25 protein-coding genes are annotated in these 23,989 nt (G+C 47.5%); 12 read left to right on the top strand and 13 right to left on the bottom strand.

The window, feature by feature from the left end:
• Positions 1–135: 135 nt before the first annotated feature.
• From PHH59_RS15060 to PHH59_RS15105, 10 genes are all read right to left on the bottom strand, one after another.
• Positions 136–1,572, bottom strand: a complete 1,437-nt coding sequence (locus PHH59_RS15060; RefSeq protein WP_300018012.1) for a toxin-antitoxin system YwqK family antitoxin — start codon at positions 1,570–1,572, stop codon at positions 136–138.
• Between the two features lie 101 nt (positions 1,573–1,673).
• Complete coding sequence (locus PHH59_RS15065) at positions 1,674–2,024, bottom strand: hypothetical protein (protein WP_300018015.1); 351 nt, start codon at positions 2,022–2,024, stop codon at positions 1,674–1,676.
• A 188-nt stretch (positions 2,025–2,212) separates the two neighbouring features.
• Positions 2,213–2,527, bottom strand: coding sequence for a hypothetical protein (locus PHH59_RS15070; RefSeq protein ID WP_300018018.1), 315 nt, complete (start codon positions 2,525–2,527; stop codon positions 2,213–2,215).
• A 307-nt stretch (positions 2,528–2,834) separates the two neighbouring features.
• Positions 2,835–3,101 carry a type II toxin-antitoxin system RelE/ParE family toxin gene (locus tag PHH59_RS15075; protein ID WP_300018021.1) on the bottom strand — a complete coding sequence of 89 codons (267 nt, stop codon included), beginning with the start codon at positions 3,099–3,101 and terminating at the stop codon, positions 2,835–2,837.
• Entirely contained in the window at positions 3,085–3,309 is a 225-nt protein-coding gene (locus PHH59_RS15080) for a DUF6290 family protein (protein ID WP_300018024.1), read from the bottom strand. Before PHH59_RS15080 ends, PHH59_RS15075 begins: the two co-directional genes overlap by 17 nt.
• A 57-nt stretch (positions 3,310–3,366) precedes the next feature.
• Positions 3,367–3,582, bottom strand: coding sequence for a prevent-host-death protein (locus PHH59_RS15085; RefSeq protein ID WP_300018027.1), 216 nt, complete (start codon positions 3,580–3,582; stop codon positions 3,367–3,369).
• Positions 3,583–3,800: 218 nt separating this feature from the next.
• Positions 3,801–6,404, bottom strand: coding sequence for a bifunctional aconitate hydratase 2/2-methylisocitrate dehydratase (gene acnB, locus PHH59_RS15090; RefSeq protein WP_300018030.1), 2,604 nt, complete (start codon positions 6,402–6,404; stop codon positions 3,801–3,803).
• Positions 6,405–6,455: 51 nt separating this feature from the next.
• Complete coding sequence (locus tag PHH59_RS15095; protein ID WP_300018033.1) at positions 6,456–7,595, bottom strand: DNA methyltransferase; 1,140 nt, start codon at positions 7,593–7,595, stop codon at positions 6,456–6,458.
• Between the two features lie 37 nt (positions 7,596–7,632).
• Positions 7,633–8,262 carry an ApaLI family restriction endonuclease gene (locus PHH59_RS15100; protein WP_300018036.1) on the bottom strand — a complete coding sequence of 210 codons (630 nt, stop codon included), beginning with the start codon at positions 8,260–8,262 and terminating at the stop codon, positions 7,633–7,635.
• A gap of 101 nt (positions 8,263–8,363) precedes the next feature.
• Positions 8,364–9,374 (bottom strand): isocitrate/isopropylmalate dehydrogenase family protein, encoded by a 1,011-nt coding sequence (locus PHH59_RS15105; protein ID WP_300018039.1) that lies wholly within the window; start codon positions 9,372–9,374, stop codon positions 8,364–8,366.
• 343 nt (positions 9,375–9,717) lie between these two features.
• On the opposite strand from PHH59_RS15105, the gene PHH59_RS15110 reads away from it, so the two are divergent.
• From PHH59_RS15110 to PHH59_RS15120, 3 genes are all read left to right on the top strand, one after another.
• Complete coding sequence (locus PHH59_RS15110) at positions 9,718–10,587, top strand: sulfotransferase domain-containing protein (protein ID WP_300018042.1); 870 nt, start codon at positions 9,718–9,720, stop codon at positions 10,585–10,587.
• Between the two features lie 202 nt (positions 10,588–10,789).
• Complete coding sequence (locus tag PHH59_RS15115; protein WP_300018045.1) at positions 10,790–11,128, top strand: hypothetical protein; 339 nt, start codon at positions 10,790–10,792, stop codon at positions 11,126–11,128.
• A gap of 246 nt (positions 11,129–11,374) precedes the next feature.
• The gene (locus PHH59_RS15120) at positions 11,375–11,860 is read left to right on the top strand and encodes a flavin reductase family protein (protein WP_300018048.1); all 486 of its coding nucleotides are present in this window, start codon (positions 11,375–11,377) and stop codon (positions 11,858–11,860) included.
• Between the two features lie 288 nt (positions 11,861–12,148).
• Here the strand turns inward: PHH59_RS15120 and PHH59_RS15125 are convergent, their stop codons facing one another.
• Entirely contained in the window at positions 12,149–13,033 is an 885-nt protein-coding gene (locus tag PHH59_RS15125) for a carbon-nitrogen hydrolase (protein WP_300018083.1), read from the bottom strand.
• Between the two features lie 152 nt (positions 13,034–13,185).
• On the opposite strand from PHH59_RS15125, the gene PHH59_RS15130 reads away from it, so the two are divergent.
• From PHH59_RS15130 to PHH59_RS15165, 8 genes are all read left to right on the top strand, one after another.
• Complete coding sequence (locus tag PHH59_RS15130) at positions 13,186–14,406, top strand: glycosyltransferase family 4 protein (protein ID WP_300018051.1); 1,221 nt, start codon at positions 13,186–13,188, stop codon at positions 14,404–14,406.
• Between the two features lie 150 nt (positions 14,407–14,556).
• The gene (locus tag PHH59_RS15135; RefSeq protein ID WP_300018054.1) at positions 14,557–15,693 is read left to right on the top strand and encodes a glycosyltransferase family 4 protein; all 1,137 of its coding nucleotides are present in this window, start codon (positions 14,557–14,559) and stop codon (positions 15,691–15,693) included.
• 108 nt (positions 15,694–15,801) lie between these two features.
• Positions 15,802–17,124, top strand: a complete 1,323-nt coding sequence (locus PHH59_RS15140) for a UDP-glucose/GDP-mannose dehydrogenase family protein (protein ID WP_300018057.1) — start codon at positions 15,802–15,804, stop codon at positions 17,122–17,124.
• A 242-nt stretch (positions 17,125–17,366) separates the two neighbouring features.
• The gene (gene xerD, locus PHH59_RS15145; protein ID WP_300018062.1) at positions 17,367–18,251 is read left to right on the top strand and encodes a site-specific tyrosine recombinase XerD; all 885 of its coding nucleotides are present in this window, start codon (positions 17,367–17,369) and stop codon (positions 18,249–18,251) included.
• Positions 18,252–18,259: 8 nt separating this feature from the next.
• Complete coding sequence (gene lpxA / locus PHH59_RS15150) at positions 18,260–19,033, top strand: acyl-ACP--UDP-N-acetylglucosamine O-acyltransferase (protein ID WP_300018065.1); 774 nt, start codon at positions 18,260–18,262, stop codon at positions 19,031–19,033.
• A 4-nt stretch (positions 19,034–19,037) separates the two neighbouring features.
• The gene (gene cobS, locus PHH59_RS15155; RefSeq protein ID WP_300018086.1) at positions 19,038–19,793 is read left to right on the top strand and encodes an adenosylcobinamide-GDP ribazoletransferase; all 756 of its coding nucleotides are present in this window, start codon (positions 19,038–19,040) and stop codon (positions 19,791–19,793) included.
• On the top strand, positions 19,778–20,341 hold the full coding sequence (gene cobC, locus PHH59_RS15160) for an alpha-ribazole phosphatase (RefSeq protein ID WP_300018068.1): 564 nt from the start codon (positions 19,778–19,780) through the stop codon (positions 20,339–20,341). The genes cobS and cobC overlap by 16 nt, the downstream gene beginning before the upstream one ends.
• A gap of 5 nt (positions 20,342–20,346) precedes the next feature.
• Positions 20,347–20,841: a bifunctional adenosylcobinamide kinase/adenosylcobinamide-phosphate guanylyltransferase gene (locus tag PHH59_RS15165; RefSeq protein ID WP_300018071.1), complete on the top strand. Its 495-nt coding sequence runs from the start codon at positions 20,347–20,349 to the stop codon at positions 20,839–20,841.
• A gap of 150 nt (positions 20,842–20,991) precedes the next feature.
• On the opposite strand, the gene PHH59_RS15170 is transcribed toward PHH59_RS15165, so the two are convergent.
• Entirely contained in the window at positions 20,992–21,690 is a 699-nt protein-coding gene (locus PHH59_RS15170; protein WP_300018074.1) for a glutathione S-transferase, read from the bottom strand.
• Positions 21,691–21,773: 83 nt separating this feature from the next.
• On the opposite strand from PHH59_RS15170, the gene PHH59_RS15175 reads away from it, so the two are divergent.
• Entirely contained in the window at positions 21,774–23,333 is a 1,560-nt protein-coding gene (locus PHH59_RS15175; protein WP_300018077.1) for an alkaline phosphatase D family protein, read from the top strand.
• Between the two features lie 102 nt (positions 23,334–23,435).
• Here the strand turns inward: PHH59_RS15175 and PHH59_RS15180 are convergent, their stop codons facing one another.
• Positions 23,436–23,642, bottom strand: coding sequence for a hypothetical protein (locus PHH59_RS15180; protein ID WP_300018080.1), 207 nt, complete (start codon positions 23,640–23,642; stop codon positions 23,436–23,438).
• Positions 23,643–23,989: the final 347 nt, after the last annotated feature.

Below are 23,989 nucleotides of genomic sequence, written 5' to 3' on the forward strand. Positions count from 1 at the left end.
TGGTCAGGAATTCACTGGCATTTTCCAAAAAACTGGCCAACCACATCGGTGCCATCTGGTTTTTTGTCCATCACTACAATTTGTCTAGGCTTGACTTTTAACAAATCATTCCGATTGCAGGACTACCTAATTTGGTTATGGCTTAATGGTTTTTACGCACTGCAAATAGGCTTTATCACGAAAATTTTTTATTGTTCTCTGTTGGAGTTCAAAACTGTTATATCGGTCGATTTTATACGCCGCTATAATCATATTTTCTGCAAGTTCATATGATATAGGTTCACTTGTTTGATTGGCTTCCATCAGTTTTATCATAGCCGTTCCTGCCTGTCGTGCGGTCATTGTTTGTTCGGCAAGTAACGCGATAGCACTACATAGTATGCGCGAATTGTCTTCGACACTTGATTCTTCGGGTTCAACCACTTTGCCATTCTTGTAATTTACTTCTCGTTTTTGCCCATTTTCGTCCCAATAAGTACTTAAACCATTTTGTATGCCATCTTCGTAATTTCCTGATCCTCGTTTCTGGCCGTTCTCATACCAAAACGTAGCTAAACCATTTACTTTACCGTCTTTGAAATTCATTTCTCCTTGTTTTTGCTCGTTCTCGTACCAAGATATGCCTAATCCATTTTGTATGTTGTCTTTGAAATATCCTTCTTCTTGCTTCTTTCCATTCTCATACCAAAACGTAGCTAAACCATTTTGTTTATCGTCTTTAAAATATCCTTCTGATTTTTTTTGTCCGTTTTCATACCAAAATGTAGCCAAACCATTTTGCTTGCCGTCTTCGTAATTTGCTTCTGCTTGTTTTTGCCCGTTCTCATACCAATGAGTACTTAAACTAATTTGTTTGTCATCTTTGTAATTTTGTTCCGCTTCTTTCTGCCCGTTTTCATAGTAATTCGTTGTTAAACCATCTTGTTTACCGTCTTTGTAATTTATTTCTCCTTGTTTCTTCCCATTTTCATGCCAAGAAGTGGCTAAACCATCTTGTTTATCGTCTTTGTAATTTATTTCTGCTTGTTTCTTCCCATTTTCATACCAATGAGTAGATAAACCATTTTGTTTACCGTCTTCGTAATGTATCTCTGCTTTTTTCTGTCCGTTTTCATGCCAAGTAGTAACTAAACCATTTTGTTTACCATTTATGAAGTTGATTTCATCTCGTTTCTGCTCATTTTCATACCAATGAGTAGTTAAACCATTTTCTTTACCATATTTGAAATTTACTTCCTGTTCTTTCTTGCCATTAGCATAAAACTTTTGAAAAACACCCGTAAACGGCAAGGGGTCATTGGGTAGATAAGCAATTTCTCCTCTCGTCTCTAAAGTCGTGGTAATTTTGGCCTTAAATTCCTCATTATCAGTCGCTGCTATGTTATTTCCGATTTTCTGGAATTTGTCGTTACCATCCGTTTGATGCGCGTTTGCGCTTAGTTGGTTTGGATTTTCAACCACTGGTGACTGAAGGCATCCGTTCGCAACACTCAACATAAGTATCAACAAGCCAAGGCGAAAAAACGGCTTAGCTTGATGATAATTTTCAAAAAAACATTTTAATAGTTTCATTTTATTATCTTAAACAGTGAGTTAGGTGGTAAAAAATCATGTTTTTGAGAATACATCAGGATTCGATGAAGCAAAGCAGGCTATTCGCCAAGTGGTATTAATTATTGCTCAAACGCTCTACCATTCAAGGCATCAACAATATAGATTTTTTGAGCACTTCCGCCACCGTATGCTACGCATGTAACTTCATATTTTCCCAGAAGCTCCAGTGGAAGTATGCGGACAATTTCGGCGCACAAGAGACTGTTAAGATTTAAACCACCTTTAACCATTTCCTTGATACCGGCTTGATCAGGAACATCTTTGATGTCTGAAACTTCAACTTGAGCGCCCATTGCACGACCAAAGAAAACTGTAAGTTCTTTCCCTTGCTGTGCCGAAAGGTCAGTAGCAAAAACTTCAGATGTTATAAAAAACGAGACGCATAGCACTAACAATTTTTTATTTTTCATATGCTTGTGTATATCCACATTAAAACCATTACACCGATGGCATTATCAAAGAAGCAAAACAGGGCGTAATAACCAACAGGCATTGCGCCGCATGTTTGTAGCTTCGACCATGCGACGCAATTCCTCCCTACACCTCGCTGGTAATTCATTTTTAAACGCCACTCGCAAAAACTACGCTTATTTCGGCATCAAACCGATTGATACCATTCCAACAATTGAAACCATTGGTTATTCTTCAAACGGAATACCGAATAATCGGCTTTATCTACGGTCAAAACTTGTTGCTTTTGGTAAGTGTTCGCTAACCAAACCACTGCCGCATCGGTGAAATCAATATCATGGTCGGCATACTTTTCAATAGTTTGCGCTATTTCTCCGTAAGCGGTGACTGGCACGTCAATCACACTAAGCCCTCCACGCAATACCCAATCCAATAAAGCGATTTTTGCTTTCGCGTCTAAAAAATAATAGCTTTCCACAATGACGGGTGCGGCTGTTATCAAAGGCTGTTGATTTTACTGTAAATATTTGACTGCGTATGGGTGCAGTTTGTCGCGGCAGATATAGAGGGCGACTAAAAATCCGGTATCAACAATCAACATTGCTAACGAACCGGGCTTTCAGCAACGCTTTGCTGTTTTGTGCAATATCGCCTTCGTGGGTTTGGTCGGTGCCAAATCCCGTTTTGCCTAGCCCGCGTAGGGCGCATTAGCGATAGCGTAATGCGCCGTATATTTTATTCCTCCCTACCTGCCTGCCTGCCTCTTCGATTATCTAATTGCTTCGTCAATACTGTCAATTTCGGCCTTATTATTTGTAAATCTCTTTCCGATGACCAATTTCGATAACCAAAACCACTAATTCGTTATCTTCAATCCGGCATAGCAACCTGAAATCGCCTACGCGATAACGCCACAATCCAGAAAGATTGCCTAGTAGGGCTTTGCCGTTGGCGCGGGGATTTTCGGATTTTTCCAACCTTTCCAGCAAAAATGCCGTTATTCGCTTTTGCTGGGGTTTATCGATTTTGCGTAAATCCCGCTTGGCATCGTTAGTTAACTTAACTGTCCAGGCCAAGTTCTTTTACCACGTCTTGCAAGCTATGGGAGATTTTGCCGCTGTCAAGATAACGCTGATAGGCTTGTTCTGCTCGGTTTGCATCATGGCAATCTTCCACGTAATCCATCAATACGTTTTTAACCAATTGGGCGGGGCTGATGTGTTGTTGCTCAACCAATTGATTGATTACGATTGTTGTTTCATCATCAAGTTCTAAGGTCATCATGGTATTTTGCTTATAAATATTGAGTTGTTGGCTTTAAGGTTATTCCTACTGTGAAATTTATTGCCGCCTCGATTCTCTAACCGCTTCAACAATATCTTGCGTTGAAATAGCGGTATCCATGCCCTCAAGGTCAAAGGGCGATAATTTACGTTGTTGTGCAGACAGAAAAAACATTGTGCCGTCCGCCCGTTTTATCATTACTTCTTCATGCTCAGCAAAGGCTAATAAATCGGTAAATTCTTGTTTGGCTTGGCTATCGGTATAAATTCGCATTGTTTACTCCAAGACTTTGATGTTTAAGAGGGTGGCGACTGATTTCATTTTTTTGTCCAGCGATAGGGCGTAGATAGGCGTATTGCGCCGCATGGTGGAGACTCATCATCCGGCGGAATACGCTACGCTATTCCGCCCTACCTCGCTAATTTCATAAAGGCTTGTATTTAAAATATTGATGCGCCTCCTTTCGTCAGCGCATCATAAAATCATACTGCTTAAGCCACAGCTTCTTGATACTTATCCATCAAATTAAAATTCAAATACCGATAAGTGTCATCCGCCGTCGCGTTAATCTGTTCGGCATAAGCCATGTATTCCTCAACCGTGGGGATTTTGCCCAAGATGGAGCAAACCGCCGCCAATTCAGCCGAGGCTAGGAACACGTTTGCGCCGTTGCCTAAGCGGTTGGGGAAGTTTCTGGTGGAGGTGGATACCACGGTGGAGTTTTCCGCGACTCTCGCCTGATTTCCCATACACAAGGAACAGCCGGGCATTTCGGTGCGTGCGCCGACTTTGCCGAACGTGCCGTAATAGCCTTCTTCGACCAATTGGTTTTGGTCCATTTTGGTCGGTGGCGCAACCCACAAGCGGGTCGGCAATTCGCCTTGGTTTTTTTCCAGCAATTTACCCGCAGCGCGGAAGTGACCGATGTTGGTCATGCACGAACCTAAGAACACTTCGTCGATCTTCGTGCCAGCGACTTCGGACAGCGGTTTGATGTCGTCCGGGTCGTTCGGGCAAGCCAACAGCGGTTCTTTGATCTCGTCCATGTTGATTTCGATGATTTCGAAATATTCGGCATCGGGGTCGGCTTCCAGTAACACGGGGTTGTCCAGCCAGTCTTGCATGGCTTTAATGCGGCGTTCGATGGTGCGGACATCGCCGTAGCCTTGCGCGATCATCCATTTCAACAAGGTGATGTTGGAGTTCAGATATTCGCGGATCGGGGCTTCATTCAATTTGATGGTGCAACCGCCCGCTGAGCGTTCGGCGGAGGCGTCGGACAATTCAAACGCTTGTTCCACTTTCAAATCCGGCAAGCCTTCGATTTCTAAAATGCGGCCTGAATACACATTCTTCTTACCCTGCTTTGCAACCGTCAACAAACCTTTTTGAATGGCGGCGTAAGGAATGGCGTTGACCAAATCACGCAAGGTGATGCCAGGTTGCATGGCTCCGGTGAAACGCACCAGCACCGATTCCGGCATGTCCAGCGGCATTACGCCCGTGGCGGCGGCGAAGGCGACCAAACCAGAACCTGCGGGGAAGGAAATCCCAATTGGGAAACGGGTGTGCGAGTCGCCGCCTGTACCGACGGTGTCCGGCAACAAGGTGCGGTTCAGCCAGGAATGGATGATGCCGTCGCCAGGACGCAAGGACACGCCGCCGCGATTCATGATGAAATCCGGCAAAGTGTGTTGCATGGTCACATCGACGGGTTTGGGGTAGGCGGCGGTGTGGCAGAACGATTGCAGCACCAAATCGGCGGAGAAACCCAAACACGCCAAGTCTTTCAGCTCATCGCGGGTCATCGGGCCGGTGGTGTCTTGCGAGCCGACCGTGGTCATGTGCGGTTCGCAATAAGTGTTGGGGCGCACACCCGCCACGCCACAGGCTTTGCCGACCATTTTTTGCGCCAATGTGTAACCTTTGACCTCCAGGGATGGAGGGAATGCCGCAGGATTGCAGGAGCTATCGCGGCGGCCAGAATCGGCTTCGTCAGTTGGGCGGATGAACACGGTTGACGCAGGTAAGCCCAGTGCTTTACGGGCACGGTCAGTCAGGCCGCGTCCGATAATCAATGGGATACGTCCACCTGCTTGGACTTCATCCATCAACACATCGGTTTTCAAACTGAAATTACACACCACTTCTTCGCTGTCATGGCGTTTGACCACGCCTTGATACGGGAAAATGTCGATGACATCGCCCATCAATAAGCGGGTCACGTCGCATTCAAACGGCAACGCGCCGGAATCTTCCATGGTGTTGAAGAAAATCGGCGCGATTTTGCCACCGATACAGACACCGCCGTCACGCTTGTTGGGGATGAAGGGGATGTCGTTGCCCATGAACCACAATACGGAATTGGTCGCCGATTTGCGCGATGAACCCGTGCCGACCACATCGCCGACGTAAGCCACGGGGAAGCCTTTTTGTTTCAATTCGTTAATTTGTTGCTCGGCGTTGGTGATGCCTACCCTTGGCATTTTCAGCATGGCTTTGGCGTGTAACGGGATGTCCGGGCGTGACCAAGCATCGGGTGCGGGTGACAAATCGTCGGTGTTGGTTTCGCCAGTGACTTTAAACACGGTGACGGTGAGTTTTTCCGGCACGGCAGGTTTGCTGGTGAACCATTCCGCATCCGCCCAAGATTGCATGACTTGCTTGGCGTAAGCATTGCCTGCGTCGGCTTTGGTTTGCACATCATGGAAAGCATCGAACACTAATAAAGTGTGCGACAAGGCTTTGGCGGCAATCGGCGCTAATTTTGCGTTGTCGAGCAAATCAATCAACGGCGCGACGTTGTAACCGCCGAGCATCGTACCGAGCAATTCGGTGGCATCTTCCGGCGTTAAAATCGATGACGTGGCCTCGCCTTTGGCAATCGCGGTCAAAAATCCGGCTTTGACATAAGCCGCTTCGTCCACGCCTGCGGGGATGCGGTTTGCCAGCAAATCCAAGATAAAGGCTTCTTCGCCAGCAGGTGGGTTTTTGATGAGTTCGCACAAGGCGGCGGTTTGTGCTGCGTCTAAAGGCTTAGGCACGATGCCATCGGCGGCGCGTTCTTCTACGTGTTTGCGGTATTGTTCTAGCATGGGGTACTCCTTGAAGTGCTTTAAGTGTGTTTTGAATGTGAAAACCGTTCCTTAATCGAAACTTTTCGCTATGGAAAGTGCCGGCGAATCAATAATATCCAAGCCATCAAAATTAATTTCATCTTCCAACAGGTTATCACGGTGATGCCTGATTAAAATGGCTTTTTTAGCCTTTTTGGACTTCTTTGCAGCGATCAGTAATTCCGCTGCCGTTGTCAACGATTCATGTTCGCGTTGCACACGAATCAACACAGGTGTGCCTTCGTATAATTCAGTTAATATCGCGTCTATGCCTTTGTTGCGGTGAATCGGATTAAAGTCCAAGCCCACCAATAACGACAAAGCGTTTTGGTCGGCACTCAGATAAGCAGAGCGGCCTTTTTTCAACAAATTGGACTCAGTTTTAATTGGTGATGTTAAACGGCTTTTGGCAAGTTGTACGGCATCGTCAGAACAATCAATGCCGATGAATTTTCTGCGTAGAAATTGCGCCGCCACGCACGTTGTACCACTGCCGCAGAAAGGGTCAAGCACGATGTCATCTTCATTACTGGCAATGTTGATGATGCGCTCCAGCAACAAGAGCGGTTTTTGCGTTGGATAACCAACACGCTCCTTAGCTTTAGGATTTAAATAGGGAATATCCCACACATCACCCAGCGGTACGCCGCGTTTTTCATCAGAGTGTTGGATTGAGCCGTCGGCTTCGCGCTTATAAACCACTTTATTGTTAATGTCGCGTGTTCTTTTTTGCAGGATTTGATCGACATTGGTGGATTCTGAATAATCCGTGTATTCTGGGTTAAAAGTAAAGCTAGGGCCTTTTGAATAAAAATAAATGTTTTGGTGGCTAGGTAACAAGCCTTTTTTAGTATTCGACCAGCGTTTGTAGGTCCAGATGATTTCCGATTGGAAATTGTCCACACCAAAGACGTTATCGAGTATTGCCCGGACAATATGCTCGCCGTTTTTATCACAATGCACAAAAATTGAACCCGTTTCCTTAAGTAAGGTTTTCATGATGGTAATGCGCTCAAACAAGAAATCGGCGTAAGCTTTGTTGCTGCCCCATACATCATCAAAACTAAATTCTACGGTGCGCTCACGGTTTTTTAGCTTATGCGTCTTTTCGGTGAAAAAAGGCGGGTCAAGGTAAATAAGGTCAATCGAGTTAGTCTCAATTGAACGCATGGTGTCAAGACAATCCCCTTGAAGGATTACATTAGTTTTACTCATCTTCGTGTGCGCTTTCTTCGGCAATACTTTCCAAAGTGGCTTTTAAGTTGATATTTGTTCTATCTTGAACATAATCCCAAGCATTGTTTCCCAAGTAATATTCGCCGCCTATACCCTTATAAAGCGTTTTCAGGGTTTCTTGAATTTTCTTTGCTTGTTGTCGGTTGGGGTAATAAAACATGATGCGGATAGGCTTGTATCCGGCATTGGCTATGACTTTAATTCTCGTGTGTTCTTTACTGATATGGTCGCCATCGGTAGTGGCATCACGCCATTTTATTTCGATGGCATCCGTGTCTACCAAGCAGTCTATTTCAAATGTCTTAGGTCGCAGGCCTAAAGTATTGGTGATTTTTACACTTCCCGAATCTGGAAAAGTAGTTTTAAAGCATAATTTTGTCGCTTCTTCTAAAAATGAGCCAGCGTATTTATAAAGAAAACGGCCTTTGTTTTGGTAAAGGTCGATTTTTGTACCTTCGCTGGTTGTTATGCCTAGAACTCGGTAAATCAAAAAATGGGAATGGTCATCATCTTCCATTTCCGCAATACGCAAGCCGATTTGTTTGCTTAGCTTATCTGAATAAGAGCGGGCTAATTGTCGCAGTTCATTTTTTATCGGCATTGGGTGTCATTGTCTGCCAGTTTAAATTGGATGAAGATAGCAAGGTTACAGTTACGAAAGAGCTTTGTAAGTTTATTACAAAGCTCTGATCGGATGTTTTGTTATTCCATCGCCGCCACAATCGCACTGCCCATTTCGGTCGTGCCCACTTTGGAATTGGGGTTCAAATCCGGGGTGACATAAACGCCTTCATTAACCACTTTTTCCACCGCCTTGACCACCCGCTCGGCGGCTTCGACTTCGCCGATATGGCTTAACATCATCGCGCCCGCCATGATGACCGCTATCGGGTTGGCGAGGTTTTTGCCGGCGATGTCCGGCGCACTGCCATGCACCGCTTCAAACAGCGCGGCATCCGAGCCGATGTTGGCACCTGGGATCAAACCCAAGCCGCCGACCAGGCCGGCGGTCAAATCCGACAAAATATCGCCGAACATATTGGTGGTGACCACGACGTCAAACTGCTTCGGGTTCATGACCATGTGCATACAGGCCGCGTCGATGATTTTTTCGTCAAACTGGATGTCGGGATAGCGGGGGGCGATTTCCCTGGCCACGTCCAGGAACAGGCCTTGGGTGTATTTGAGGATATTGGCTTTATGGCAAACCGTGACTTTTTGGCGGTGGTTGTCGCGGGCATATTGGAAAGCATAGTCGATGATGCGTTCCGATGCGGCACGGGTGACCACGGCAAGGCTTTCGGCAATGTCTTTTTTAGGGGTCAGGTAATGTTCCAATCCGGCATACAGGCCTTCGGTGTTTTCGCGCACGATGACTATATCGACATCTTCGTAGCGGGTTTTGATGCCTGCCCAGCTTTTGGCGGGGCGGACGTTGGCGTATAAATCGTATTGTTGGCGCAGGGCGACATTGATGCTCCTAAAGCCGGTGCCGACGACGGTGGTCAATGGCCCTTTGAAAGCCACGCGGGTTTTGTCAAACGACGCCATAGTTTCATCAGGCAGGGGTGAGCCAAATTTTTCAAATGCCGACATGCCGGCGTAGGTTTCTTCCCAAGCAATTTTGACACCTGTTGCGTCAATGACTTTGACGGCCTCGTCCATGATGGACGGGCCGATGCCATCACCTTTAATCAATGTGATTGTGTGCATTTTTTTCTCCTTCAGTTTAAAAATAGCTTTTGCCTCAAGGCTTAGGATTATTCACAAGAGGCCTGGATAGTTAAAGCTACAAGGTGAAGTATGCACCTTTAGCCCGGTTGGATGGATTATAGAGTGATAAGCGCGGGTTTAGCTATATCAGCGGGTTAAATATTACAAATTAATGTGCATTTGCTATGATGGACTGCATTATAAATTCTTGCAGGTTCCCCTAATAAAACCAAGGCAAGAACTTATGGGACAATTAATGTCTGCCATAACTTGGTGCAAGGTTTGAACTGAACGTGGGCGGTGCTGGGTTGTGGATAATTGGTATATTAATTTAGGGGGATAAATGACAAAACTGTTTGACAAGCTATATCTTAACGTCGGTGCGATGAAGGCCGGTACAACTTGGTTATACCGCCAACTTGAGCAGCATCCCGAAATTGTTTTTAGCCATGAAAAGGAATTGCATTACTTGGCTTATCGCGATGGAAACAAGCATGTTTTAAACCAAAAATATAAAGCCAACCGTCGGGATAACGCGCTGGCACGGTTTAACGGTGACAAATCATCACCGGAGTACGCGCAGCTATTGCAATGGTACGAAAGCCACATGGAGACCACTATGGATGATGCGTGGTATCGCGGGCGATTCCCTGGCCAATTGGCGGCACGACAATATTGTGCGGATTTTAGCAATCTGACTTGTCTGGTCGGCGTGCCGACATGGGAAGCCATTTTGGCGATGGTTGGGCAAGTGAAAGTCAGTTATGTGTTGCGTAATCCGTATGACCGGATGTGGTCACACTACAAATTCCATTACCAAATGCAGCAATTTAATGTACATCCAGATAAGCTGACAGAAGATGATTTTAGGGCATTTGATAAAGCAAACCAGACCATGCTGCACAGTTCGTACAGCCAGCATATTGTCAGGATGCGGCAATGCGTGGATAGCGATAGTCTCAAGCTGGTCGCTTATGATGATATTCAATTGCAGCCTGCTGTCTTGCTGAGGGGGATCGAAGATTTTCTAGGGATTAACCACCATCAGTATTTGCCAGGCAAAGTAAAGCGTAAGATCAACGCCTCTGAATCGTTATCAGCACCCGATTGTTTTTATAAGACATTTGCAGAAGCAGTGGATAAAGAATTGGCGGCACTGGCAGGTTTGGGGTTTGATATACCTAAATCGTGGTTTGCTGGCGGCAGTGTTTGATGGGGCATTGACTATATCCAGTATTTTGGACACCCCGTGTCTTTCAGGAAAACCCAATTTTGACAAATAAGCGGATGCGGCGTAGATTCTGCCCGTTGATCTTCGGTAATCTATAGCGACGGTTATTTGCTTGGATTAATACCGTCCGCCGAATATCTTCACTTCCCAAATACTTTCAATAACCTATCAGGCGACAATAATTATGAACGTGAAATCTACTTTATTTATGATTATCTTTGGTGTATTGGCTTCTTCAGTAGCGGTTGCGGCAACAGAAGCTGGAGCTGAGGCCGGAGCTGGAGCTGAGTCCGTAGCGAAGGCACCCAAAGATCCCGCAGCGTTCCAAACGTTAAAAGATCAGCGCATAGCCGGTTTGCAGGAAAAACTCCAAGTGATCCAAACACATATCACTTGTGCCCAAGCGGCTCCAGATCATGCGGCATTAAAAGCTTGCCATGAAACAGCCAAACAACAAGCCGATGCCCTGGAAGCTAAATTTAAAGCCCAACGTGCTGAAAAAAAAGCCAAACACGGTAAATAAGTTGCTACCAATAAGATTAGGTCCATAAAGTCGAGCTAGACTTTTGATCAATTTACAGGCTGATGCGGTGTAAACGCTTCAGCCTTTTTTGTTGGAACCAGTCTGCCCAGCCCAGGTCCCCCCCCTGGGCCAGAATAGTTGTCGGGATTGATGTAAAGTTTGTCTGTGATGTAGATTACCCGGATTGACTTTGGCCTATTCTGCAATGGCGGGTAGAACCATCTGACCAAATAACTGGAAAATTAAATGACTGTTAATGTTGAAGATTTTAAAAAAGCTTTGCAACACTGGGCGAGCGGTGTTGCCGTGGTGACAACTTATTCCGAAAAACTGGGTGTCCAAGGAATGACGGTCACGGCGTTTACCAGTGTCTCGGTCGAGCCACCGCAAATTCTAGTTTGTCTAAATCAACGGGCCGATACCAGGGAAGGCATTGAAGAATGCCAACATTTTGCCGTTAATGTGTTAAATGCCGCCCAGCAGGATGTGTCCAATCAATTTGCAGGGGGGAGTAGCCAGCAAGAACGCTTTGCCAATACACCTTGGCAAATGGGCTTGTCGGGTGTGCCGATATTGACGGAAAGTTTGATGTCGCTGGAATGCAGGGTAGTTGACAAAATCCTGTCAGGTACGCATTGGATAGTCATCGGCGAAGTGCATTACAGTGTTTGCCGTTCAGGCGAACCCGTTTTGTATTACCGAGGGGATTATCGGCAATTGGCGGAAGCTTGATCTGTGCGGGTGAGTCCTTATCAGCCTAGAAACCGTAGCTAGTCCACGACCCGAAGAGCGCGGAGCGAAAAGCACGAATATCCTCTGGGGCACAAGAGACACGAAAGAAATCAGAATGTTGTGTTGATCTAGCTATCCGCCCTTTGGGTGATGGTCTACAGTTCGGTATCTCTTTGAAACTATGTGCTTTTCACTTCGTGCTCAATGAGTCATGTTTTTCGTGGATGAAATGATTTTTCTAGGTTCAGGGTTTTTTAAACCTAAAATGCCTAGATTCCCGGAGCATGATTAGTCAATGAACCTTTGGGTCAAATCCCCATAGGCATCAATCCGCCGATCCCGCAAAAATGGCCAAATTTGCCTGACCCGCCCAGTCCTCGCCGTGTCCAAAGTGCAGGTCAATAGCGTGTTGTCGGTGGCGTTGGCGTGGCTAAGGATTTCGCCTTGTGGCCCTGCGATAAAACTATTGCCCCAAAAATGAATGCCTTTGTCCGAATCGGGTGCTTTTTCGAAACCGATGCGGTTGCAGGCGATGACCGGAAGCCCGTTGGCGACGGCGTGCCCGCGTTGCACAGTTACCCACGCTTCCAATTGGCGTTGTTGTTCCTCGTCGGTATCTTCAGCATCCCAACCGATGGCGGTAGGGTAAATCAACAGTTCCGCACCAGCCAACGCCATCAGCCGTGCCGCTTCGGGATACCACTGGTCCCAACAAACCAAGACGCCGAGTTTGCCGATAGATGTCGCGATGGGCGTGAAACCTAAATCGCCGGGCGTGAAGTAATATTTTTCATAAAACCCCGGATCATCAGGGATGTGCATTTTCCGGTATTTACCCGCGATACTGCCATCTTTATCGAACACCACTGCCGTGTTGTGGTAAAGCCCTGGGGCGCGTTTTTCAAAAATGGTCGAGACAACCACAACGTTTGCTTGCCTTGCGGTTTCCGCCAAAATCGCCGTAGTGGGGCCAGGAATCGCTTGCGCCAGATCAAAATGGTTATAATCTTCGTTTTGGCAAAAATACGGCCCCAAATGCCATTCGGGTAGAACCACCAAATCGGCGTTTTGGGCGGCGGCTTCGTGGATTTGGGCAATGGAAAAATCCAGATTGGTTTGGCGGTCTTCATTGCAGGGCTGTTGCACTGCGCTAACAACTAAGGAAGGTTTCAAGGAGGGTTTCATGGTCGCGATGGAATCGTTTGGTGGTTTGTAATGCACATAGTTTATAACGGTTTGCCAGAAAAATTGATAAACACCACACATTATTCGACTGGAAAGCCTTAATGCAATAACATAGCCGCCATAGAAAATAGCCCGCAGCAATGAAAATACTGACGTACACCACTTTATACCCCAATGACGTGCAACCGCGTCATGGCATTTTTGTAGAGCAGCGCTTACGCCATTTGCTTGGACAAAAAAATGTGCAAGCCAAAGTGGTCGCCCCCGTGCCGTGGTTTCCATCCAGCTCCAAACATTTTGGTGTCTATGCCGATTATGCCCGTGTCGCCAGACAAGAAAACCGTTATGGCATAGACGCTTATCATCCGCGTTATCCCGTCATCCCCAAAATCGGCATGACCATCGCCCCCGCCCTGTTAGCGGCGGCAAGCATGCCGATTGTGAAAAAGCTGATTGCCGATGGCTATGATTTTGATGTTATAGACGCGCATTATTTTTATCCCGATGGCGTCGCGGCGGCAATCATCGCCAAGGCTTTAAATAAACCGCTGGTGATCACCGCGCGGGGCACGGACATCAACCTGATTCCGCAACACGCATTACCGAAAAAAATGATTTTATGGGCGGCACGGCAAGCGGGGCAAATCATCACGGTTTGTGAAGCCTTGCGTACTGAAATGATCCAGCTTGGCGTAGATGGCGGGAAAATCCACGCTTTGCGCAATGGTGTCGATTTGCAGACGTTTAGCCCGAAAGACCGCACGGCAATCCGCGCTGAAATGAATCTGGCCCAACCTACGTTAGTGTCGGTTGGACATTTGATTGAACGTAAAGGCCATCATCTGGTGATTGAAGCCATGCGGCAATTGCCGGATTACCAATTGTTGATCGTTGGTGATGGTGAAGAAATGCCGGCCTTGCAAACACTCGTCACCAAGCTGGATTTAACCGGGCGTGTGCGCTTTTTAGGCGCATTGCCACATCAGCGGCTGGCGGATGTTTATAATGCCGCCGACGCCCTGGTTTTGGCCTCCAGCCGCGAAGGTTGGGCGAATGTCTTGCTAGAAGCGATGGCTTGCGGTACGCCCGTGGTGGCGACCTCAATTTGGGGGACACCGGAAGTCGTGCGTTCACCAGAAGCGGGCGTATTGGTCGGGCAGCGGACAGCCGATGGCCTTGCCCAGGGCGTACACGAATTGTTCGCCCGTTATCCCAAGCGGCAAGACACCCGCCGCTATGCGGAACATTTCTCATGGGATGATACGGTAGCAGGCGTGTTTGAGGTTTTGGAAGCGACTATATCTAAACGGTCAGGTTTTCAGCTTTTGGCATCTAAAAAAACCGAAAACCTGACCGTTTAGTGTCTCTCCCAATCTGCCCGTACATAAAATTGATTGCCGCTACGGACACGTTGTTTTCATGGTCGTAGAATTTAAATTACCAAACAGCAGTTTCTGGATAAACGTGCTGTACAAGCTTTTGCCAACAAAAACAAGGTGTCAGGATATTTGATGAAAATTCTTTATCATCATCGCATTGCCTCCAAAGACGGGCAATACGTGCATATTGATGAGCTGATTACGGCTTTGAAAGACTTGGGGCATGAAATCATCATGGCGGAACCGGAGTCCATAGAACACAAGGTTTTTGGTACGAGTTCAAATTCCGTAAAACTGATCCGACAATTCCTGCCAGGATTTTTGCATGAATCCGTTGAATTTGCCTATGCGTTGCTGGATTTCAGCAAACTGCTGCCATTGCTTTTAAAGCATAAACCGGATGTGATTTACGAACGCTACAACCTGTTTTTCCCGTCCGGTATCTGGGCGAAAAAACTGTTCAAAATACCCCTGCTGCTGGAAGTCAACGCGCCGCTGTACGAAGAACGCAAAAAACACGACGGCATACAATTGGATTGGCTGGCGAGATGGACGGAAAATTATGTCTGGAAACAGGCTGATTACGTCCTGCCGGTGACGCGGGTGTTGGCGGAAAAAATCATCGTCGTCGGTGTATCCGAACGCAATATCACCGTTATCCCTAACGGCATTAACCAACGACGGTTTGGAAAAGCCATCGACAGCACGGATGTGATTGAAAAATATCAGCTCAAAAACAAGCTGGTACTCGGCTTTACCGGTTTTGTCAGGGACTGGCACAGGCTGGATCGGGTGCTTGAGGCCATTGCCGATAATCGGGGTCGGAACTGGCATTTATTGCTGGTCGGCGACGGCCCGGCCCGCGCCGCTATCGAGCAACAGGCACAATCCCTGGGCATCAGCGACCGCCTTACCATTACCGGTATTATTGACCGCGATGAAGTCGCCCGTTATGTCGCGGTTTTTGATGTCGCCCTGCAACCGGATGTGGTCGAATATGCTTCGCCGTTGAAATTATTTGAATACATGGCCTTGGGCAAAGCCATACTCGCCCCTGACCGTGCCAATATCCGCGAAATCCTGACCCACCGCACCGATGCGTTGTTGTTTGATCCTGAAAATGACCTGGCTTTTGGCGAACTGTTATGTGAACTGTGTTTCGATGACAAATTGCGCAGCCAACTCGGTACAGCCGCCGCGCAAACGCTGGATGGGAAAAAGCTGTATTGGCAGGAAAATGCCAAAAGAATCGAAAATCTCCTCAAATAATGATGCCGCAGATAAACTCAACTAAAATCCTATAGCGTCATCTTGTCCTTAACAAATCAGCAGTATTTGAATGTTCAAACGTACAATTGCTAAATCTAGGAAGAAAACATGAAAGTAACAGTATTTGGTTCCGGTTATGTCGGTCTGGTCACGGGAGTTTGTTTGGCAGAAGTCGGTAACGATGTGCTTTGCGTTGATGTCGATGAAACCAAAATAGAAAATTTGAAAAAAGGCATCGTGCCTATATTTGAGCCTGGGCTTGAAGAATTGGTCAGGGACACTTTGCAAGCAGGGCGTTTAAAGTTCACCACAAACGTTTTCGAAGCGGTCGAGCATGGCGTTTTCCAGTTTATTGCTGTCGGTACACCGCCGGACGAAGATGGCGCGGCCGATTTGCAATATGTGCTGGCGGTTGCCAAGACGATTGCCGAAAACATGATGGAGTATCGGGTGATTGTCAATAAATCGACCGTTCCGGTGGGTACCGCCGACAAGGTCAAGGAAGTGATTGAACAAGTGCAGGATGCGCGTGTTGTTGACGTGCCTTATGATGTGGTATCGAATCCCGAATTTCTAAAAGAAGGCGCGGCGATAGAAGATTTTATGAAACCCGACCGCATTATTATCGGTACGGAAAATGGCAAGGCCACAAAATTGTTGAAAGCCTTGTACGCCCCGTTTAACCGCAGCCATGAGCGCATCATCACGATGGACGTGCGTTCGGCGGAACTGACCAAATATGCCGCCAATGCGATGTTGGCGACCAAAATCAGTTTCATGAACGAGCTGGCAAATTTGGCGGACCGTTTGGGTGCGGATATTGAACAAGTCCGCAACGGCATCGGTTCCGATACGCGTATCGGTTATTCATTTATCTATCCAGGTTGCGGCTATGGCGGTTCGTGTTTTCCGAAAGATGTCAAAGCCTTGGAACGCACCGCCAAGCAAATGGGGTATGAGGCCGAATTGTTGAAAGCCGTAGAAAACGTCAATGACCGCCAAAAACAAGTCCTGTTCACGAAAGTTTCCCGGCATTACCAAGGCGATTTGCAGGGCAAAACTTTTGCGATGTGGGGCTTGGCCTTCAAACCGAAAACCGACGATATGCGTGAAGCACCCAGCCGCGTCATCCTCGAAGCCCTGATCGCCGCCGGAGCCACTGTCCGCGCTTATGATCCCGAAGCCATGATCGAAGCCAAACGGATTTATGGCGGCAATCCTGGGTTGATCTTGGTCGATACGGCTGAAGAAGCCCTGATGGGTGCGAACGCATTGGTAGTGGTGACCGAATGGAAAAACTTCTGGAGCCCTGATTTCGAGTTGATCAAAAACACGCTGAAAGATGGTGTTATTTTTGATGGCCGGAACTTGTATAAACCTGAATTGCTTAAAGAAATGGGCTTTATTTATTACGGTATCGGCAGGTCGTGATGGAACGGCGCCAACCACGAAGGGCACGAAGAAATAACTGATGTTACATCTTGTCCACGAAAAACACGAATACCCTGGGGCACAAGAAGCACGAAAACTCTTTATGGCACAATCCGTTCCACTGTTCTTTTCCACACATTTTTGCTAGGGCGCTTCAAAAAACCATAGCCTATTTCCCCTATCTTTTTTTCGTGCTTCTTGTGCCCCAGGGTATTCGTGTCTTTCGTGGATAAAAAGAAAACATGACCGCAGATGACCTGATCGACCAATTTCTGGATGCCGCATGGGCGGAACAAGGCTTGAGCGAAAACACCTTGTCCGCGTACCGTAGCGATTTGCGCATTTTTGCCAAATGGTTGGCGGGCAAACCGTTGTTGGAGGTAGATAACGGCCACGTTTCAGCCTTCCTGGGCAGCCGTTATGATGAAGGCATAGGCAGCCGTTCCTCGGCACGGATACTGTCCAGCTTACGGCGTTTTTATGGTTATTACATCCGTGAAAACCGCATCAGCGTAGACCCGACCGCGTTGATTGCTTCCCCGTACATAGGCCGTCCATTGCCAATGTCCTTATCCGAAGCCGATGTGGAATTGCTGCTCGTCGCCCCCGAAACCAGCAACCCGCTGGGTTACCGCGACAAGACCATGTTGGAAATGCTTTATGCCACGGGATTGCGCGTCTCCGAACTGGTCAACCTGAAGTTTGAACAAGTCAATTTCCGGCAAGGGGTGTTGCGCGTCACTGGCAAAGGCAACAAACAACGGCTGATTCCGGTTGGTGAAGAAGCCATGAGTTGGTTGGAAGGCTATATGGCCCAGGCCAGAAAAGCCATATTGGGAGAGCGGCAATGCGATTACCTATTTGTCACCCACCGCGCCAGCAACATGACGCGGCAATCGTTCTGGCATATCATTAAACGCCACGCACTCACTGCCGGTATTAGCAAAGAATTGTCCCCGCACACCTTGCGTCATGCCTTTGCCACCCATTTGCTCAATCACGGGGCCGATTTACGGGTGGTGCAACTGCTGTTGGGGCATTCGGATTTATCCACGACACAAATTTACACCCATATCGCCAATCAGCGATTACAAGAACTACACGCCAAATACCATCCACGAGGCTAACAAAACCTATGATTGCACACATTCATCCCACCGCCTATATTGCTTCAGATGCCAAATTAGGTGAAAACGTCACCGTCGGCCCGTTTGCCGTCATTGAAAGCGCGGTGGAAATTGGTGACAACTGCAAGATTGGTGCACATGCGGTGGTGCAACCATTCGTCAAAATGGGCGATGGGAATATCCTGCATCCACATGCCGTGCTCGGTGATCTGCCACAAGACACCAGTTTTAACCCCGAAACGGTTTCCTGGTTGGTTTGCGGCAACAATAACGTGTTCCGCGAAGGCTTTACGGCCCATCGTGCCAGCAAAGCCGATGGCGAAACCCTCATTGGATCAGGCTGCTATTTTATGAACAACAGCCATGTCGCCCACGATTGCCGCATCGGCAATAAAACCATCTTTGCCAACAATGTCGCGATAGGGGGCCATGTCCAAGTCGGCAATAATGTCTTCATGGGTGGTGCAGTGGTTGTACACCAATTTTGCCGCATTGGCTCTTATGCGATAGTGCAGGGCACGACTGGCTTGAATATGGACGTGATCCCCTTCACGCTAATTGGTGGACGGCCTGCCAAGCACTACAAACTTAACACCGTGGGCTTAAGACGGGCCGGCATTACTGGCAAACGCTACAATATCCTCGCCGCCGCGTTCCGCTTGCTCAGAAACAAACAAAGTTTGGATGGTTTAGAAGAAACCGAAGAATTGCTGATGTTGGAACAATGGTTGGCGGTCAAATCCCAACGCGGTGTGCATGGGTTTATCGATATTTCTGCTTAAGCGGATGTTTTTGTACTCCCACTTAAAACATTTTCAACTGGCCCTAAGCTTTTACACCCGCCTGCCCATCCCACAAAACCTCGATTTTCAGCAACTCCCCCAAGCCACGGTTTATCTGCCTTTAGTCGGCTGGCTAGTCGGTGGTGTTGGTGCGCTGGTGTTCTATTTGGCGGCATTGCTTTGGTCGCCGATGACGGCGGTTATACTCGCGCTAATTGCCGGAGTATTTATGACAGGCGCGTTCCACGAAGACGGTTTTGCCGATGCTTGCGATGGTTTTGGCGGTGGCTGGGGCAAGCAGCGGATTTTGGAGATCATGAAAGATTCGCGGGTGGGGGCTTATGGCGCGATTGGCATCACTTTGTTGTTGCTGTTAAAAATCAGTCTCTTGGCGGCTATGCCGGTCACCCTTGTGCCATTGCTATTGTGGGCGGGGCATAGTGCCAGCCGTTTGCCGCCGCTGTTATTGATGCGGCGGTATGATTATGCACGGATAGACGGTGGTAAAGGAGTGGTGGCGGTGTTTAAGCCTAGCGGTAAGGATTTGCTGTTTGCCGCCATGTGCGCCTTGTCCCCCATGTTATTGTTGCCTGTTGGGTGTTGGCTGGCAGGGGTTCCGATGCTGGTGGTGAATAGATTATTGGGGCGATATTTTTACCGTCATATTGGCGGTTATACGGGCGATTGCTTAGGTGCCAGCCAACAAGTGGCGGAAGTGGTGTTTTATCTGGGAGCCAGTGCCTTATGGACGTTTATCTGATCCGTCACACGAAAACGGTGGCGGCACCTGGCTTATGTTACGGACAAACCGATATTGCCCTGGATGACAATTTTGCCGATGAGCTGCTTAAAATACGCCAAAAATTGCCGGATTTGCCCCCCGATTGCCCGGTGTTTTGCAGCCCATTAAGCCGGTGCCTGCAACTCGCCGGGTGTTTGTCAGACAATGTGCAACAGGACGGGCGTTTGTTGGAAATCAATTTCGGCGACTGGGAAAACACGCCGTTTGATGCGATTGACGCCGAGGCTTTACGCCATTGGACGGATAATTTTGTTCATATCGCGCCACCGAATGGCGAAAGTTTTACCGATTTGTACCAACGTGCGGGAGATTTTTGGCAAGATGTGCTCCGCCAAGACGCGCAGCAAGTGTTGGTCGTCACCCATGCCGGCATTATCCGCGCGTTATTGGCGCAGGTGTTGGCCTTGCCCTTAGCCAATGCCTTCCAATTCCGCGTTGCCTTAAGCTCCGTGCATAAGTTGTACCACACCCCCGACTACACATATATCGATTACCTCAACTTATAAATCTTATGAAAACCTTGTTCATCGGTGGCGTAAAAAGTGGTAAATCGCGCTTGGCAGAAGCTTATATTTTGCAATATGCCGACATCAAACCCTACTATCTGGCAACCACGGAATGCTTAGATGGGGAAATGCGCCTGCGTATTGCCGCCCACCAAGAGCGTCGGCAAGATTTATTCATCACCTTGGAAGAACCGGTAAAACTGCTGGAAACTTTACAGGCTTGCCAAGGCCCGGTATTGGTGGAATGTGTGACGATGTGGCTGAACAACATGCTCTATCACCAGCATTCCGAAGCCGCCATTTTGCAGGAACTGGAAGCGGTCTTACAATTGCCGGGTGATTGGGTGCTGGTGCATAACGAGGTGGGCTTGGGTGTGATTCCCGATAATCACTTGGCACGGCAGTTTGTTGATTTATCGGGTAAAGCGGCACAATTGATGGGGCAGTATTGCGGCAAGGTGTTTTTTTGCAGTGCGGGCTTGATGTTGGCAATGAAGTAATCAGCGGGATGCGTTTTAAACTTGGCGCAAGCTTTTGCCCTGCAAAACCGGTGGTTCTGAACCCATACGCATCAAGCTAAGGAATTTTTTCCACGAAAGACACGAAAATTTATCTAGTTTTTTTTTCGTGATTTTCGTGGACAACTATCATTAAAAAACTATGGGGTTTCTCCTTAGCTTGATGCGTATGGGTTCGGAACCTGCTTCCCAAACCGGATATTTCATCATGATGGCGTTGAATAATTCCGATGCCAATAACTTATCCAACCAATGCTTGAGGGCTTCATAGTTGCAAACGCTAAACCACGCCCCGTCAACAGCGGCAAATTGCCGGACAAACGGAAAAATAGCCGCATCTGCTATGGAAAAATCATTGCCGCACAAATAGTTGTGGTGGGCCAGGCGGTTTTCAATTTCGCGTAAGAACACTTCACCTTGCTGCCGATAATATTGCGCCGGAAACTCAGGGTAACGGTCGGCGTATTTGTAGCGATCCAGATAATATTTAAAATCCCCGTCATTCCAGGCAATTAAACGCCTATCCACATCAGCAATCGCCAGCCAATTTCCTGGGTCATGTTGCATCAACGCCCATTGCATAATATCCAAACTTTCATCAAGCACCGCACTGTTTGGAAGTTGCAACACCGGCACCGTGGCTTTGGGTGATATTGCCAGCAATTGTCCGGGTTTGGATTTTAATGCCACTTCCCTGATTTCTACAGGTATCCCAGCATAGACAATAGCCAATCTTGCCCTCATGGCATAAGGGCAACGGCGGAAGCTGTATAAAACGGGGAGGGTGGTGTTCATAGCGTTGGCTGGCAAATAGGCGTGGTTAAAATTCATGAAATTGACACATAAACTTCATCGCCATGTCAATTAATTGCGGTCTACTAGGAGGTTCCATTAACCTAAAATGAGAACACTACATGAAAATCAAAAACTCTCGTTGTAAGCTGTTGTTTACTTTGCCATTAATTATCGCCGGTATATTGGCTGTTGATTCTGCTGCATTGGCTGCTAAACCTCCTGTTATGGAACAAGGCATCCAATTTGGTGATTTGCAAAATGGCCGTGTTATGGTTTGGAGCCGTTCTAGCCGCGCATCACGTATGATGGTTGAATATGCTTTAAACGACCAGTTTACCGATTCTAAAATCGTTCGTGGCCCTTATGCCCTTCCTGGCACAGATTTTACCGCCAAACAAGAATTGACCGGCCTGCCTTTAGGCAAAGATGTTTTTGTCAAAGTTTGGTTTGAAGACCTGACTAATGCCCGCACCAAAAGCCAACCTGTATTAGGCCATTTCCATACCATTAGTGCGAAAGAAAATATCCATTTTGTTTGGGGCGGCGATACTGCCGGTCAAGGTTTCGGTATCAACCTTGCCTTCGGTGGTATGAAAATCTATGAAGCCATGCGCCAAGTAAAACCACAATTTTTCTTGCACAGCGGCGACAATATCTATGCTGACGGCCCGATTCCAGAATCCAAAACTGTCGAAAATGGCTTGATTTGGACGAACATTGTGACTCCTGAAGTTTCTAAAGTAGCTGAAACCCAAGCGGAATTCCGTGGCCGCTATAAATACAACCTGTTGGACACCAACGTCCGTGCTTTCAACGCCGAAGTGCCACAAATTTGGCAATGGGATGACCATGAAGTCGTCAACAACTGGTCAGATTCTAAAGACTTGAGTGGCGATGCCCGCTACACCGTCAAAGACGTGCCATTATTGGTCGCCAGAGCCGCCACTGCGTTCCAAGAATTTAGCGCACAACGTCCTAACAATGCCCAAGAACCAGGTCGTGTTTACCGTAAAATCTCTTACGGCCCGTTGATGGATATGTTTGTTATTGACATGCGTAGCTACCGTGGCCCTAACACCAACAATTTACAAACGGAAGAAAGTGCTGAAACGGCATTTTTGGGTGCCGAGCAAATGGCTTGGTTAGAAAAAAGCTTGAAAACCTCTACTGCGGTTTGGAAAGTCATTGCTGCCGATATGCCTATTGGCTTGAATATCAGCGATGATTTCGTCAACAATCCACCACAACGTTGGGAAGCAATTGCCAATGGCAACCACGGCCCAGCTTTAGGACGTGAGCTGGAAATGGCGCGTTTGTTAGGCGGCATTAAAGCCAACAATGTGAAAAACGTTGTCTGGTTGACTGCTGATGTTCATTACGCCGCTGCCCATTACTATGACCCAACCAAAGCCGCTTCTAACAATTTCAATGGCTTCTGGGAATTCATCGCCGGCCCGTTAAATGCCGGCTCGTTTGGCCCAAACAGTGCCGATGGTACGTTTGGCCCGCAAGTTGTGTTTACCAAAACACCACCAGCAGGACAATCTAACTGGTCACCTTATGCCGGCCTGCAATTCTTTGGCGATGTCAACATCGACAAAACCACCAAAGCAATGACGGTTGATTTGAAAGACATCAACGGTGATTCTGTCTATAGCAAAACCCTGGCTGCTGAATAAATAGCATCCACGCATCCCCAAACAGCTCCGGTAATACATTGTTACCGGAGCTTTCAAACCGTTGGCTTACAAAAGAGTTGGCAAGAGTTTGTAAGCCACACTTCAACATTCCTGGCTGTTTACCCCGCATGAAGCGCGTTTAAAACAGAACGGCTTAAAATCTTTAGGGACACACAGCGAAAACTGTTCGTCATGGATTTTGGCAAAATACAAACCTTGCGCCAGGACTTTCTGCTGCATCAGTTGGCTGGCATCCACCGCCGCCAGAATCCCGTATAACTTCTTGTCCGCCAATTCAGGGAACAACACCAGAAAATCGTGGCATTATTTCAATAATTGCTCAATACCTTCCTCGCGCAAATGGCTTTTCACCTCAACGATGAACGCCGTGTTGATTGAGCCATTGGCATAAGCCAAGACATCAATCTCATATTCGTCTGCTTTTTGAAGTCGTAGCGGATTTTTTCATTTCCGCATCGGTGCTTGCTTGTCTTAACCACCAATCTTCGTTATTTTTTGTAGCGTAGAAATGATATAGAAGAAATCGAATTAAGAATTGCCGGAAATGCTTATGGCATCGCCAATGTGTTGCGGGATGCGGGCTTGACGGCAAGCACATCCGAAGCCATCCGCATGGTCAACCAAGGCGCGGTGAA

This window comes from Methylovulum sp. (assembly GCF_028687615.1).
Lineage (GTDB): Bacteria > Pseudomonadota > Gammaproteobacteria > Methylococcales > Methylomonadaceae > Methylovulum.

Excerpts from the sequence above, each read along its gene's own strand:
- PHH59_RS15130 (WP_300018051.1), top strand. The coding sequence starts at position 13,186 with ATGAAAATACTGACGTACACCACTTTATACCCCAATGACGTGCAACCG.
- PHH59_RS15135 (WP_300018054.1), top strand. The coding sequence starts at position 14,557 with ATGAAAATTCTTTATCATCATCGCATTGCCTCCAAAGACGGGCAATAC.
- PHH59_RS15105 (WP_300018039.1), bottom strand. The coding sequence starts at position 9,374 with ATGCACACAATCACATTGATTAAAGGTGATGGCATCGGCCCGTCCATC.
- PHH59_RS15140 (WP_300018057.1), top strand. The coding sequence starts at position 15,802 with ATGAAAGTAACAGTATTTGGTTCCGGTTATGTCGGTCTGGTCACGGGA.
- PHH59_RS15120 (WP_300018048.1), top strand. The coding sequence starts at position 11,375 with ATGACTGTTAATGTTGAAGATTTTAAAAAAGCTTTGCAACACTGGGCG.
- cobS (WP_300018086.1), top strand. The coding sequence starts at position 19,038 with ATGTTTTTGTACTCCCACTTAAAACATTTTCAACTGGCCCTAAGCTTT.
- lpxA (WP_300018065.1), top strand. The coding sequence starts at position 18,260 with ATGATTGCACACATTCATCCCACCGCCTATATTGCTTCAGATGCCAAA.
- PHH59_RS15115 (WP_300018045.1), top strand. The coding sequence starts at position 10,790 with ATGAACGTGAAATCTACTTTATTTATGATTATCTTTGGTGTATTGGCT.
- PHH59_RS15085 (WP_300018027.1), bottom strand. The coding sequence starts at position 3,582 with ATGCGAATTTATACCGATAGCCAAGCCAAACAAGAATTTACCGATTTA.
- PHH59_RS15165 (WP_300018071.1), top strand. The coding sequence starts at position 20,347 with ATGAAAACCTTGTTCATCGGTGGCGTAAAAAGTGGTAAATCGCGCTTG.
- PHH59_RS15175 (WP_300018077.1), top strand. The coding sequence starts at position 21,774 with ATGAAAATCAAAAACTCTCGTTGTAAGCTGTTGTTTACTTTGCCATTA.
- xerD (WP_300018062.1), top strand. The coding sequence starts at position 17,367 with ATGACCGCAGATGACCTGATCGACCAATTTCTGGATGCCGCATGGGCG.
- cobC (WP_300018068.1), top strand. The coding sequence starts at position 19,778 with ATGGACGTTTATCTGATCCGTCACACGAAAACGGTGGCGGCACCTGGC.
- PHH59_RS15100 (WP_300018036.1), bottom strand. The coding sequence starts at position 8,262 with ATGCCGATAAAAAATGAACTGCGACAATTAGCCCGCTCTTATTCAGAT.
- PHH59_RS15080 (WP_300018024.1), bottom strand. The coding sequence starts at position 3,309 with ATGATGACCTTAGAACTTGATGATGAAACAACAATCGTAATCAATCAA.
- PHH59_RS15110 (WP_300018042.1), top strand. The coding sequence starts at position 9,718 with ATGACAAAACTGTTTGACAAGCTATATCTTAACGTCGGTGCGATGAAG.
- PHH59_RS15065 (WP_300018015.1), bottom strand. The coding sequence starts at position 2,024 with ATGAAAAATAAAAAATTGTTAGTGCTATGCGTCTCGTTTTTTATAACA.
- PHH59_RS15060 (WP_300018012.1), bottom strand. The coding sequence starts at position 1,572 with ATGAAACTATTAAAATGTTTTTTTGAAAATTATCATCAAGCTAAGCCG.
- acnB (WP_300018030.1), bottom strand. The coding sequence starts at position 6,404 with ATGCTAGAACAATACCGCAAACACGTAGAAGAACGCGCCGCCGATGGC.
- PHH59_RS15170 (WP_300018074.1), bottom strand. The coding sequence starts at position 21,690 with ATGAATTTTAACCACGCCTATTTGCCAGCCAACGCTATGAACACCACC.
- PHH59_RS15095 (WP_300018033.1), bottom strand. The coding sequence starts at position 7,595 with ATGCGTTCAATTGAGACTAACTCGATTGACCTTATTTACCTTGACCCG.